Source organism: Paenibacillus sp. R14(2021), assembly GCF_019431355.1.
Classification (GTDB): domain Bacteria; phylum Bacillota; class Bacilli; order Paenibacillales; family Paenibacillaceae; genus Paenibacillus_Z.
On record NZ_CP080269.1, the window covers coordinates 2972501 to 2985537 of the forward strand.

Genomic DNA, 13037 nt, shown 5'->3' on the forward strand with positions numbered 1-13037 from the left:
TGGATCCTCAACAGGCTACCGATCTCGATGACACCGTATCGATCGACGAAGTCAGCCAACCTCAATCGTGATCGTGATTCCCAACAATAAAATGCCCTGCACACGGTTCTTACCCCGCGCAGGGCGTTTTTATTTCCGCAATTACGGAAGCTGAATTAAAGACTGATGAATGATGGCCCAAATATCATCGGACTGAAATTGCCTCTGCCACGTAGCTGCTCCGGCCAATTTGTACTTCTTCACAAGCGCAACACGTTCCTTCATCGAAAGCGAATCCTCAATCCATATTCGCTGCAGCGCTCCATCCTGCTGGTACTCTACGTAGCGCTGACCGGCATCGGTATCCAATTTAGGCGTGAGCTTATGATCTTTCAAAATCTTCTGTACGGCTTCCATGCCAAGCGCCTTCGAGCTCACTTTGAGTTTACCGCTCTCGTCCTTCTTCTCTGTCCAGAGCCTCGTATAGAGCGGCATCCCCAGCACGACTTTGCTTGGCGGAACGTTGTCTTCCTCCAGAATACGAAGAATGGATTGTTCCGTCCAAGGCAGCGATGCTACGGAACCCGAATCCTGACTTGATGCCCAATGCTCGTCATAAGCCATAATCATCATATAATCCACGACTTTGCCAAGCGCCGCCCGGTCTAAAAACAAAGACCACATTTCACTGTTAGATTTTGGCGTGACGTCAATCGATACGACCACGCCCATTTCGTGCATATACGGCGTCAGTTCGCGGACAAACTGTACAAGATTAGCTTTGTCAGCCGTATACACATTTTCGAAGTCGAGGTTAATGCCCTGCAGCTTGTACATTTGCGCGTAGGCCGCCAGCTGTTGGATCATTTTCAAGCGTGCATCCGTACTCGCAAGCGCAGCAGTGGTTCGATCGGGCTCAAAGCTGTTACTGAACACTCCCCATACCTGCATATGACGATTGTGTGCCCAATTGACGTAGGCCATATCAGCTGTACTCTTAATACTCCCCTTGCCGTCCAGCAGTTGGAACCATGTCGGCGAGACGACGTTTACGCCGGGCATGTCCCCGATTGCCGCTGTATTGGGCGACCTTCCGTAGACGGCTTCCCAGGTTAGATTGATTTTGGTGCCCACGGCCTTCCATGCTGGATATACCGGTTCTTCCTGCTGCTTCTTGATCTGCTCCATCTGCGTTAAAGCAAGATTGGATTTGGAAGCATAGCCCACGATGCCGTCTGGACTTTGGACAAGATACCAGCCTTCCTGCTCGCCCCAGATCCGAACCTCAGTCTCCCCAGGCACCCGCTCGTAAATCGGTGCTTTGATGGTTGGGCTCCGACGAATCGTCAGCATGCCTTTGGTTTTGGGATTGGCGCCGAGCTGCACAGCCTCTCCCGCCGTCATGACCGTAACAATGTCTGTTTTCTCGTTATACTCTACTTGAAGTCCATACATCTCCTGCAGCGGTTTGATCGGCATATAGGCCACTTTATTAATAACCTCTGCAGCAATCCGCAGCTGATAGGGTTGTTTATTCAATGTCGCCGTCAGCGTATTCGTCTGCATGCGAAGCACCTTATTCGCCGTTGTCATTACGATGGAGCCCGTCTTGCTCTCGTAATAAACTTCTTCCTTGAGCCCAAGCTGTTCCTGAATGACCGTGATCGGTATCCGAACCTCGCCGCCTTCAACGAGCGCCCCGTTCTTCATAACCTCGCCGTGATAGAGCAACGGATGCGCGGCTCCGTAATCCGGCTCTACCACCGTGTTGTTTGGGGCCAGCCGCTGCCAGCCGAACCACATACCGATGACCATTGCGAATAAGCCGCTCGTGATGACCAGCCATTTCAACCATCCGCCACTTTGGCGTCTTGGCCGAAACCGAACAGTTTCCACCTGTCAAATGCTCCTCTCTGCGATTGGACACGCTGTTTCCATTCCGGAAAAAACGGCTGCCCTGCTGGAAATAAAAAACGCGCAGGCGGAGAGCTTGCTCATCCCTTGCGCGTTCATTTCATTTTGTCAAAACAGACCCGGTCAGTTATGCCGCGATGCACATGTTGCGCATTGCCCGTAAATCTCCATGCGATGACCTTCCACTCGAAACCCCGTCACTCTGGAAGCGGCTTCTTCCACCCCGGTCAACGGCGGATGATCAAAGTCCACAATCGTTCCGCAAGAACGGCAAATCGCGTGATAATGCTCCGAAAGATCGGCATCAAATCGACTCGAATCGTCGCCGTAGGTGAGTTCCTTGATCAGCCCTGCATCAACGAAAAGCCGCAGGTTATTATATATCGTCGCTACGCTCATGCTCGGAAAAGAAGACGAGAGCGATTTATAAATTTCGTCCGCAGTTGGATGCGATTTGGAATGCATGAGAAAACTTAATATGGCATGACGCTGCGGGGTCATACGAACGCCGGTACTTTTTAATTGTTCTAAAGCTTGCTCAACGGTCGCCCCCATGCCCAACACGTCCTTTCTGCATAGTTTAGAACCATTGTACGTGGATACTTTTCTATTTGTCAATGAAGGCGGTAATCATTTTAAGGGGTGTAACGATTTACCACAATGCTGCTGTTGGCATCGATATTGATTCGGTACGTCGACTCTCCGACGCTCCCGCGTATCGTTTTCTTGCTGATTGTTAAGGGCAAGTCCGTAGATACATCACCAAATGTAACGGATCCGCTCACGGAATAGCTGCCCGTTTCAGGAATCATCAGATGAATCTCCCCGATTGAGCTGTCTATATCCCAGTCGCCGCCGACAGCTGCGCTTGCGATATTGATATCACCGTTCAATGTGTCCGCTTTGATAGCGCCTGACGCTTCTCTAACACCGATCTGACCATTCTTCGTATCTGTATCGATATCGCCGGATATATGCCGTAAATCTATGCTCCCGCTTAATGTAGAGCCGTCTATACTGCCCGTAATGTCTGCAGCCGCAATGTCGCCGTTATAAGTGTTCAGCTTGATGCTGCCGTCCAGCGCAGCAGCGGTGATGCTGCCGTTCTTCGTTTCGGCATCTACGGGCCCTGCGATTCGTTTAACCGAAATTTCGCCCGAAGTCACCTTGATGGTCAAACCTCCACTGACGGTAAGATCTGATGTAACGACTGAGCCGTTCACGGTCCCGATGTAAAGCTCCACTTGGGGAGTCTTCCCTGTAGTAGACGCATTGGCATTATCTGAAGTTGCAGATTGTCCGGAATTGGTCGATGAATCGCCGGGTGGAACAGCCTCTTGGTCTACAGGAGGGGCAGGAGAATTCATCGCATCGACCCCTGATTCGGTTGACGAAGTACCACCGTTGGCATTATTCGCTGACTTGCCGCTGTTCGGATCGTTCGGCGGAGGGGTCGACTGCGCCTGCTTGCCGAAGGCGGAGTCCGCAGGCAGTGTGATTACCATATTCATACGCGGCTTACGATCACCGTTAGTCCCGTACGGATGGCCTTTCGCCTCGATTTTGATGTGGTCGTCTCCGCTGATGACAACTTCCGACTTCTCTGCCGTATTGTCTGCCTCCTGCTGATCGGCGGCATCGACCCACATAACGGTTTCAATGACAATGTCGCCGACATCCCCCTCCTTGACTAGTACACTGCCGTTCACGTTATTGATCGCGATAACCGATGTGCTCGGAAGCAGCGGCTCATGGATGGTTTCCTTCTTGTATTGGAAGCCCTTCTCTTCTCCAAATCCGCTTGTGCCCGTCAAATTGACTTTAAACTCATCCAGCCAGCGAAACGGCATGGATGCATACTGCGTTACAGCAAAGGCTGTCACGGTGACGATAACCGCGATGAATGCACCACCGATGTCAAACGATGGCCGCTTCACTCCTTTGCGATACACCAGGCTGGCAATCATAATCTCGATGCCCAGCAGCACAAATGCCGCAGGCCACCATTGTCCGAGCAGCTCGATGTCATTCCGGCTGCGCAGCTGATCCCACAGCAGCAAACTGCCGACAGTGACCAGTACGGCAGCCGCCGTGAATCTTCCCAATTTAAACATCGCCTGCTTCCCCCTTAAAACAATGACTACCGCAAGGCAAATGAGCAGAACCCCAGGCAAATAGGTTCCGGTCGTCTCAATCGGCAGCGACACATCTATAGTCGATTGAACGAGCACAAGGAGTATGAAGCTTATCCCTATGACGGCAATTCCCTGCGCAATTAAAGCAAAGCTAATTCCTCCGTGCCGTTCAACCTCTCTATTCGTCCGCGTATCGCCCAGCAGCTCCGCTTCCCGTTCCGCAGCCTCATGACGAAGCTTAGCCGACAGCTGCAGCGTGCTGAACACGCTGTAAAACCAAAAATAAGGCACACCCAGGCCCAGTAAAATGATAAGCAGCGCAAATTCGCCGCCGCCCTCGTCCGCGAAGCGAATGATACCCGCGATATCGGTCAGCGTACCCAGCAGCAGAAGCAGACCCGTGACCGTCCTGCCTAAAGCCAAATGCCCGCCGCCAGGAATCAGAAAAGCAAGCAGAGGCGCTAAAGCGGACTTCCGACGTGACTGTTCGCCCATAGTCACCCTCCTGATGGAAAAATTCTTTGCCACTATTGTACCATATTCCGAATACGGCAAAGAGACATGTCCGCAAGATCGGACATGCCTCTAGAATAGAGAATCGTTATTGATTCAGGCGTGCGACTAGCAGCTTATTGACAAGCGCCGGGTTCGCTTTCCCCTTCGTTTCCTTCATGACTTGACCGACGAGGAAGCCAATTGCCTTTTCCTTGCCGGCTTTGAAATCCTCCACCGACTGCGGATTACCGCTTACGATCCGGTCGACGACTTCAGCGATGGCGCCTTCGTCGCTGATTTGGACAAGGCCCTGCTCCTCAACGATTTGCTGCGGCGACTTGCCGCTCTCCAGCATTTCTTTGAAGACGGTTTTGGCGATCTTGCTGCTGATGGTGCCTTTCTCCATCAATCCGATCATTTCGCCGAGGCCTTGGCCTGTCAGCTTGATATCGTCAAGTTCCAAGCCGCCTGCGTTCAAATAGCCGAGCAGATCGCCCATGATCCAGTTGGACACCGCTTTGGCATCTTTCGTGTAGTTCAGGCTCTCCTCGAAGAAATCAGCGAGCTTCTTGGAAGACGTTATGACTTCCGCGTCGTAGGACGGCAGTCCGAAGTCTTCGGAGTAACGCGCTTTGCGGGCGTCTGGCAGCTCCGGAATCGAGGCGCGAACACGCGCCTTCCACTCGTCGTCGATATGAATCTGAACGAGGTCCGGGTCCGGGAAATACCGGTAGTCGTGCGCCTCTTCCTTGCTGCGCATCGTAAACGTCTTGCCTTGGGACTCGTCCCAGCGGCGTGTTTCCTGTACGACCTTCCCGCCGCTGTCGAGTACGTCGGCTTGACGCATCTCTTCATACTCCAAGCCGCGTTGTACGCCGCGGAAGGAGTTCATGTTCTTCAGCTCCGCACGCGTGCCGAACTGCTCCTGACCGTAAGGACGGATACTGATGTTGGCGTCGCAGCGCAGCGAGCCCTCTTCCATCTTCACGTCGGAAACGTCGCAATAGAGCATAATTGCCTTGAGCTTCTCCAAGTAGGCCTTGGCTTCTTCAGGCGTGCGAATGTCCGGCTCCGATACGATCTCAACAAGCGGCGTGCCGACACGGTTAAAATCGACGAGTGAACCGAAGCCTCCGTCGATGTGCGTCAGTTTACCCGCATCTTCTTCCAAGTGGAGGCGCGTGATGCCGATCCGTTTGGTCTGTCCGTTCACTTCGATATCGATCCAGCCATGCTCGCCGATCGGCTTATCGAATTGCGAGATTTGATATGCCTTCGGCGAATCGGGATAGAAATAGTTTTTGCGGTCGAACTTGCTAATGTCTGCGATTTGGCAATTCAACGCCATCGCTGCCTTCATGGCATATTCCAGCGCCTGGCGGTTCAATACCGGCAGCACGCCGGGGTGTCCGAGGCAGATCGGACATGTATGCGTGTTCGGCGGGGCGCCGAAGGAGGTCGAGCAGCCGCAGAAGATTTTGCTCTTCGTGTGGAGCTCGACGTGCACTTCCAGCCCGACGACCGTTTCGTATTTGTTCGATTCAAACATGACTTTGCCCTCCTGCTTCCTAGCCGTCCGCTTACAGCTGCGGACGCTGTTTATGATGCTCAGTGTGCTGCTCGAAAGCATGCGCGGCGCGCAGCACCGTGCGCTCGTCGAACGCTTTGCCGATGATTTGCAGGCCGATCGGCAGTCCGTCCGCGAAGCCGCAAGGCACGCTGATCGCAGGCACTCCCGCAAGGCTGACCGGAATCGTGCAAATATCGTTCAAATACATCGTAAGCGGGTCTCCGACCTGCTCGCCGATCTTAAAGGCAGGCGTCGGCGCGGTCGGCCCGATGATCAGATCGAAATTCTGGAACACGTTGTCAAAATCCTGCTTGATCAGCGTGCGCACTTTCTGAGCTTTCAAGTAGTAAGCATCATAATAGCCGGAGCTCAGCGCGTAGGTTCCAAGCATGATGCGGCGTTTTACTTCCTGGCCGAAGCCCTGGCTCCGCGATTTGCGGTACAAATCGATCAGGTTGTCCGGATTGTCGGCACGCACGCCGTAACGGACGCCGTCGAAACGGGCCAAGTTCGAGGAAGCTTCCGAGGAAGCGAGCAGGTAGTAGGTCGCAACCGCGTACTCGGTATGCGGCAGGGAGACTTCCTCCCACGTCGCGCCGAGGCTCTCGAATTGCTTGAGCGCGGCCAGCACCGCTTCTTTCACTTTCGGATCGATGCCTTGTCCGAGATATTCCTTCGGCACGCCGATGCGCAGTCCTTTCACGTCGCCGTTCAATGCGCTGACGTAGTCAAGGATGTCGACGTTTGCCGACGTCGAATCGTTCGCGTCATAGCCGGCGATCGACTGAAGCACGTAGGCGGAGTCCTCAACATTCTTCGTGAGCGGACCGATCTGGTCGAGCGACGATGCGAATGCTACTAGTCCAAAACGAGACACTAGACCATAGGTAGGCTTCAAGCCAACGATGCCGCAGTATGCCGCAGGCTGACGGATCGAACCGCCAGTGTCGGAGCCGAGCGCGAAATACACTTGTCCCGCCGCTACAGATGCAGCGGAGCCGCCGCTTGAACCACCCGGTACGTAGTCCGTGTTCCACGGATTACGCGTAGGGTAGAAGCTGGAATTTTCGTTGGAGCCGCCCATGGCGAACTCGTCCATGTTGAGCTTACCGATCGTCACCGATTGCGCGGCCTTCAGCTTCTTCACTACCGTCGCATCGTAAATCGGATCATAGTTGCGCAAAAACTGGCTTGCGCATGTGGTAAGCAGACCTTCTGTAACGATATTGTCCTTCACGCCGGCAGGCAAACCGAATAAAAGCCCTTGTTCGCCGCCTTCTACCAGCACCTTGTCGAGCTCGGCAGCCGCAGCGCGGGCGCCTTCTTCGTCCAAGGTCAAGAACGCTTGAATCGATGCATCGGTTGCGGCAATGCGCGAATACGAAGCATCCACCAAATCGCCGACCGAAAGCTCTTTCTTTCTCAGTTGGTTATGTACATCCTGCAGGCGTAGATCAAAGAGTGCCAACAGCCGTTCCTCCCTTCATATCCAAAACGATCGATTTATTCCAAAACAGCCGGCACTTTGAACTGGCCGTCTTCATCATCAGGCGCGTTACGCAGCGCGGTTTCATTGGACACGGATTCCCGAATGACATCTTCCCGCATCACATTATGAACCGGAAGCACATGGCTCGTCGGCTCCACATCGTCGGTTTCAAGCTCGTTCAGCTTCTCCGCATATTTCAAAATGGCATTCAGCTGTCCGGCAAACTGCTCTTTCTCCTGCTCGGAGAGCTCCAGCCGGGCCAGGTTGGCCACATGCTCAACATCTTTGATCGTGATGCTCATCGTCTCTTGTCCCGTCCTTTCCATCCAAATCTGAACACATTCTACCCATTATAACGCAAGGCTGGTTTTAAACTCAACGTAAAGGTGTTCAGATACTTGAAAAGGAAGGTGCTGCTATATGAAGAAAAATTTCATACTGGGCTAAGGGAAGGCTCACGCTTCTTTCAGCTTTTTTTAAGGTTGGCTGTCCATACTGGGACGTGCAGCCAGCAATACCAAGAAGAAACAAGGAGGAACCAAAATGAAAGTAAACAAAACGATGAGAGCTTTGACGATTACAGCCGCGCTTGCGGTCATGATCCCGCTCAGCACCTATGCGGCAACAGCGAGCAACAGCACGGCGGCCCCTACCGGATCCGCTTCTGATTCTGCTTCCACTTCCTCTAAGGACGGCAAGCTCAGCTTCCATAAAGGAAAAGCATTGGCGGACAAGGAGAAGGCTGGACATGTTCATGCTGGCTTCCGCGGCGGATTCGTCAGTCAGGAAATATTGGACCTGCTGAAGCTCGACAAGAAAACCTTGCAAGAGAAGCTAGCCGCCGGCAAGACGCTTGCACAGGTAGCTGAAGAGCAGGGCGTATCGAGAGACGCGCTGAAGCAGGCCATGATCGCGGCATTCGAAAAGCGCCAGGCAGAGGAGAAGAAGGAATTCACCGACAACCTGGACAAAGCAGTCGACGGTCAGCTGAAACCCGAGCAAGGTAAAGGCTTCGGCGGCGGTTTCGAAGGAAAAGGCCGGATGGGATTCGTCAAAATGGATCTCAACGCTTCCGCTGCATTACTCGGTTTAAGCGAATCGGATTTGCAGAAGGAGCTTGCTGCCGGCAAATCACTGGCTGATGTCGCGAAGGAAAAAGGCGTTGACGTTCAGAAGCTGATCGATGCACAGAAGAAGCAGATCGTTGACGGCGTGAACGCTGCAGTCAAAGCAGGCAAAATGACGCAGAAGCAAGCGGATAAAGTCATCGCGGATGCGGACAATATTGCGGAGAATACTGTAAACGGCAAAAGATTCATGAAACCTCATGGACCGAGAGAAGTAATCGGCGGCACAAGTGCGGACAACGGAAGCACCGATGCTCTGGTAACCGGAGAGACCAACGGCGCGTAACGAACGCCTGCCTCATCGGCAAACCCAGCAGAAGGGGCACCTCCCACGTCTAGCAGCGTTGGGACGTAATCCTTGCGTGTTCATCAGCCTATTGTCGTACTTCGTCGCGCGCTGAATGTTCATGCAAGGGTGCGGTGCGCGGAGCTGGCTGCTCCTGAATGAAGCGGCAAACAGATGAACGCCGCTGACACAGCTCCCAACAAACCCGATTGCAAGAAGGAGCTGTTCCGTTCATCCGAAGATGACGGAACAGCTCCTTCTTGCCGACTGGCTTGATGCCCCGGTCAGATCCATGCTTTCAGTCGTACCTGACGCATGAAGTCTTCCCGCGTCTGCGGCTCGCCGCTGCCGCTCTCTTCTTCCTCTTCACCCTGATCCCCATTCATAATCCGGTGGAACAGCTCCGCGTTATGGGTAGCCAGCGCAAAGTCAATCAGCGCTTCCCGCTCCAGACGATCTACCTCCATCTGAATTAACACGGCTTCCAGCTCAATATCTCCCGCGGGAACGTAAAAGTTCCGGTTCGCTTTCGGAACACGAATGACGTAATCAAACGCATTGTCCGCATTTCTATCATAAGCGATTATATAACCATACTCCCCGACCGGGAGGCTTTGTTCAAATACATCCGAAAGAATAACGATTCGCTGCCCTAGTTTGTACATCGATCATCCACCCCTGTCACCCATTAGCCGTACTCTATAACTCTATCCTACTAAAAATCAGCATGGAAGTCCAATAGAGTCAACCGGCTCACAGCGCTTCAAGCGCGGGTCGTTTGCGAAGGGAGCGCGCTGCGTTTTCGACCGCGGCGGCCATTGAGCAGAGCGTTAGTAATGCGGCCGGCCAAGGGATCTGACTGCCGGCAGTAAGACTGCGAGGCTGCACGATGATGATGGCGAGAATCCACAGTCAATTGGGACCTCTCATCCGCTCCGCGCGATAAACTGTGAGGTTACAAGATGATCTATTCATGATTCTCCCTTTCACAAGCAACTAGTCCCCAGGCGGCTCAGCCTTCTGAGACCATGGCCTGCGAACAATGAGCAAATAGCAGAGCAGCGGCAACGGAAACTGAATCAGCCCCCACAAGCCCCAAAACCACGGGTACCGGCTGTGCTTCTTGGCATCAGCGAACAGCCAATTGGACTGGCAGAGAAGGACAGCGGCAACGGCGATAACGAGTACGATTTTCCACCCTATCATCTTCGCAGCCTCTCCTTCCTGCCCAACGTGGAAGCCAAGACGAGAAAACCGGCTGCCGCAGCAAACACGACGCTCTGCAGGACGGCAAACAGCAAAATGCTGCACTGCCAAACGAGCAGCAGTCCGCTAAGCAGGACCAGACTGATCAGCCCAAAAACGAGCCGCTCCGACTGCATGCGGCTGCGAAGCTGCCCCTTACGCTCGCGCACCAGCTGCGATAAAGCTTCTACAGACGGCACCTGCGGCTCGATCGCGTGATCCCATTTCTCGACATGACCCCAAAGCAAGTCCCCGAAAGTCCGTTCCAGCTCCAACTCCTCATCCCGTTTTGCGCTGTTTGCCGCTGCTTCCTCAGCAGCGTTCATCGTGCCTTGCCTGCGCTGTTTCTTCATTCGTCCTTCAACTCCTTCCTCAGCCTTGCCAGTCCATTGTGCAGCCTGGATTTTACCGTCCCGACCGGAATATCCATCCAAGCGGCAATTTCTTCATAGGCGTACCCATAATAATATTTCAGCAGGATCGGGACACGAATTTCATAGGACAGCCCGCCGAGCGCATCCAGCGCCAGCGGCCATTCCTGCTGCTGCATGGCGGCTTGGAACCGGATGCCCTGCAGCGCCTGCTCCGCCGTCTGCCATTTCTGTGCCCGCTGCTCCTTGCGCATCTCATCGAGATACAGCCTTGTCGCTATCGAGATCAGCCAGGTGGAGAACTTGCTCCTGCGCTGGAAGTCGCCAATACGCTCAATCGCCTTCAGCATCGTTTCCTGCACGAGATCCTCGGCTATCGCCTTGTTCATCGTGATCTTGAGCATATAGCGATACAGCATCGCATAGCCGCCGCGGAGCAAGCTGGCAAGCGCTTCGTCATCGCCGCGGACGGCTAGCGCAACGAGGCGTTCTTCTTCGAATTGCGATTCTGCGCCGCTCATGCTTCCGCTCCCTTCGGTTGGATTGGTGCGCTGCCTTGTTATCGAAAGTATGACGGCGAAGGGCGTCCTTTTGTTCACTTCCCTATAAAAAAAATACGGCCGCTCCCGCGACGGGAACGAACCGTATGGTAATGCCGCTTAAATCGTCATGGCGCCGAAGCCGCCGTCGACGCGAATCAGCGAGCCCGTCACGAAGCCGGAAGCCGCTTCCGACGCCAGCCACACGACGGCGCCCTGCAGTTCCTTCGGATCGCCGAAGCGCTTCATCGGAGTATGACCCAAAATGCTGTCGATCCGCTCCTGTGATAGAATCGCGCGGTTCTGCTCCGCCGGGAAGAAACCTGGGATAATGCCGTTAACGCGTATGCCATGCGGCGCGAATTCTCTAGCCAGAAACTGCGTCATGCTGTTGACCGCGTATTTTGATGCCGAGTAGGTGAACACGCGGGACAGCGGCGGTCCGGAGGAAACGGAACTGATGGTGATGATGCTGCCCCCATGGCCGGCTTCGATCATTGCTTGGCCGAACACCTGGCACGCCAGCATGACACTCTTGGCATTAACGTCCATGATGGCGTCCCATTCCTCCTCCGTAATCTCGAAGAAGGGCGTTGCACTATTCGTGCCTGCCGTATGCAGCAATATATCGGTGCGGCCGTTCGGCGACCACGCGTTGATCTCGCTCATCACCCGTTTCAAATCCTCTTTGGACGTCGCATCCGCATGGAACAGCGCTGCACGGCCGGAGGCTAGTAATTTCGCCAGCTTCGGCTCTGCTTTATCGGTGCTGCGAACGACAAGGGCTGCATCAGCACCATGGTCCAAGAGCGCCTCGATCATGACGCTGCCCAAGGTGCTGGCCGCGCCGATGATAACGGCGGTGCGGCCCGTTAAATCGAATAATGGGCTGTTCGTTGAAATGGTTCTCGCCTCCAAAACGGCGGGCTAAATCAGGCTTCCACTGTCGGCCGCCAGCTGCAGCATACGTTTCCGGTACGATTCCGGACTGACGCCGACCGTTGTTTTGAACAAACGGCTAAAATGCGGCAGCTGATGAAACCCAACCGCGCGGCATACGTCGGAGACCGATTGCTTGGGCTCCAGCCGAAACATCATTTTGGCCTGGTTAATGCGCCGGTTATATAAATATTTAAAAACGGTCGTACCCGTTACGTCTTTGAACAAGTTGGACAAATACGGCTTCGTGAGGTGCAGCGCGCCGGCGATATCGTCCAGCGTAATTTCCTCGACATAATGGTCTTCCAGGTAGGAAATGACGCTCTGCACGTGCTGCTCCCTGAGCGATCGATGCTCCCGTTCATTCACGGGCTCGCTGCACCAATCACGAATGAGATGCAGCAGCTCGATGACCCGGATAACAAACCGGTCATACGCCGTCCGAACCCCCGCTTCATTCGTCCTCGTGTACAACCGGTTCATCTCGGCAAGCAAGCCTTCCAGCTCCGATTGATCCGCCTTGCTCAAGGACAAGCGGATATTGCGCAAATCCTCGAAGGGCTTCAGCAGCATCGACGCCGTATCCGCTTGCAGTACTCGATGCACGTAGGCGGGATCCAGATGGATGATCGTCCGGATATAAGGTATTTCCGGCGACGGATTGGGACAATGCAGCGTCATGCCGTGCATGAGGAGCAGATCGCCCGGCTCGAGCGACATGAGCTTGTCGCCGATCAAATAATTGCACTCGCCCTCTTGAAAATAATACATTTCATAGAAGGCATGCGAATGAAACTGTGCCCCCGCCATCGGCAAGTCGTTGCGGTACATGAGCTCGATCGGCTGCTGCCATTGCATCGTAAGCGGCACTTCCAACCCCTCCAACTGACACGCCTCATCCGGCGCGTCCTGATGAAATGATTGTACCATGCCGCCTCCCTTCCGGCC

Annotated in this window: 14 protein-coding genes (1 of these 14 cut by a window edge); 2 read left to right on the top strand and 12 right to left on the bottom strand. The window is 54.2% G+C overall.

Annotated elements, in window-relative coordinates:
• Positions 1 to 71, top strand: partial view of a YgzB family protein gene (locus KXU80_RS13880; protein WP_219838764.1) — the 3' end only. 304 nt of this gene lie to the left of the window's left edge; only the last 71 of its 375 coding nucleotides appear in the window; its start codon lies off the left edge, out of view; the stop codon is at positions 69 to 71.
• A gap of 70 nt (positions 72 to 141) precedes the next feature.
• Here the strand turns inward: KXU80_RS13880 and KXU80_RS13885 are convergent, their stop codons facing one another.
• The 6 genes from KXU80_RS13885 to gatC all read right to left on the bottom strand — a co-directional run bounded on the left by KXU80_RS13885 (position 142) and on the right by gatC (position 7884).
• On the bottom strand, positions 142 to 1875 hold the full coding sequence (locus KXU80_RS13885; RefSeq protein WP_219838765.1) for a glycosyl hydrolase family 18 protein: 1734 nt from the start codon (positions 1873 to 1875) through the stop codon (positions 142 to 144).
• A gap of 141 nt (positions 1876 to 2016) precedes the next feature.
• Positions 2017 to 2448, bottom strand: a complete 432-nt coding sequence (locus KXU80_RS13890) for a Fur family transcriptional regulator (protein ID WP_219839036.1) — start codon at positions 2446 to 2448, stop codon at positions 2017 to 2019.
• A gap of 80 nt (positions 2449 to 2528) precedes the next feature.
• The gene (locus tag KXU80_RS13895; RefSeq protein WP_219838766.1) at positions 2529 to 4523 is read right to left on the bottom strand and encodes a DUF4097 family beta strand repeat-containing protein; all 1995 of its coding nucleotides are present in this window, start codon (positions 4521 to 4523) and stop codon (positions 2529 to 2531) included.
• A gap of 106 nt (positions 4524 to 4629) precedes the next feature.
• Positions 4630 to 6072 (bottom strand): Asp-tRNA(Asn)/Glu-tRNA(Gln) amidotransferase subunit GatB, encoded by a 1443-nt coding sequence (gene gatB / locus KXU80_RS13900; protein ID WP_219838767.1) that lies wholly within the window; start codon positions 6070 to 6072, stop codon positions 4630 to 4632.
• A gap of 31 nt (positions 6073 to 6103) precedes the next feature.
• Positions 6104 to 7561, bottom strand: coding sequence for an Asp-tRNA(Asn)/Glu-tRNA(Gln) amidotransferase subunit GatA (gene gatA / locus KXU80_RS13905; RefSeq protein WP_219838768.1), 1458 nt, complete (start codon positions 7559 to 7561; stop codon positions 6104 to 6106).
• A 35-nt stretch (positions 7562 to 7596) separates the two neighbouring features.
• Complete coding sequence (gatC, locus tag KXU80_RS13910; RefSeq protein ID WP_219839037.1) at positions 7597 to 7884, bottom strand: Asp-tRNA(Asn)/Glu-tRNA(Gln) amidotransferase subunit GatC; 288 nt, start codon at positions 7882 to 7884, stop codon at positions 7597 to 7599.
• 241 nt (positions 7885 to 8125) lie between these two features.
• Here gatC and KXU80_RS13915 point away from each other — a divergent pair, with 241 nt between their 5' ends.
• Positions 8126 to 8995 carry a hypothetical protein gene (locus tag KXU80_RS13915; RefSeq protein ID WP_219838769.1) on the top strand — a complete coding sequence of 290 codons (870 nt, stop codon included), beginning with the start codon at positions 8126 to 8128 and terminating at the stop codon, positions 8993 to 8995.
• Between the two features lie 284 nt (positions 8996 to 9279).
• On the opposite strand, the gene KXU80_RS13920 is transcribed toward KXU80_RS13915, so the two are convergent.
• The 6 genes from KXU80_RS13920 to KXU80_RS13945 all read right to left on the bottom strand — a co-directional run bounded on the left by KXU80_RS13920 (position 9280) and on the right by KXU80_RS13945 (position 13019).
• Positions 9280 to 9660, bottom strand: a complete 381-nt coding sequence (locus KXU80_RS13920) for an ATPase (protein WP_219838770.1) — start codon at positions 9658 to 9660, stop codon at positions 9280 to 9282.
• Between the two features lie 331 nt (positions 9661 to 9991).
• Positions 9992 to 10201, bottom strand: a complete 210-nt coding sequence (locus KXU80_RS13925; RefSeq protein WP_219838771.1) for a hypothetical protein — start codon at positions 10199 to 10201, stop codon at positions 9992 to 9994.
• The gene (locus KXU80_RS13930) at positions 10198 to 10593 is read right to left on the bottom strand and encodes a DUF5345 family protein (RefSeq protein ID WP_219838772.1); all 396 of its coding nucleotides are present in this window, start codon (positions 10591 to 10593) and stop codon (positions 10198 to 10200) included. The genes KXU80_RS13925 and KXU80_RS13930 overlap by 4 nt, the downstream gene beginning before the upstream one ends.
• A complete protein-coding gene (gene sigY / locus KXU80_RS13935; RefSeq protein ID WP_219838773.1) occupies positions 10590 to 11132 on the bottom strand; it encodes an RNA polymerase sigma factor SigY in 543 nt (180 codons plus the stop codon). Before sigY ends, KXU80_RS13930 begins: the two co-directional genes overlap by 4 nt.
• Positions 11133 to 11270: 138 nt before the next feature.
• Entirely contained in the window at positions 11271 to 12068 is a 798-nt protein-coding gene (locus KXU80_RS13940) for an SDR family oxidoreductase (RefSeq protein WP_258171389.1), read from the bottom strand.
• A gap of 9 nt (positions 12069 to 12077) precedes the next feature.
• The gene (locus KXU80_RS13945; protein ID WP_258171390.1) at positions 12078 to 13019 is read right to left on the bottom strand and encodes a helix-turn-helix transcriptional regulator; all 942 of its coding nucleotides are present in this window, start codon (positions 13017 to 13019) and stop codon (positions 12078 to 12080) included.
• Positions 13020 to 13037 lie beyond the last annotated feature (18 nt).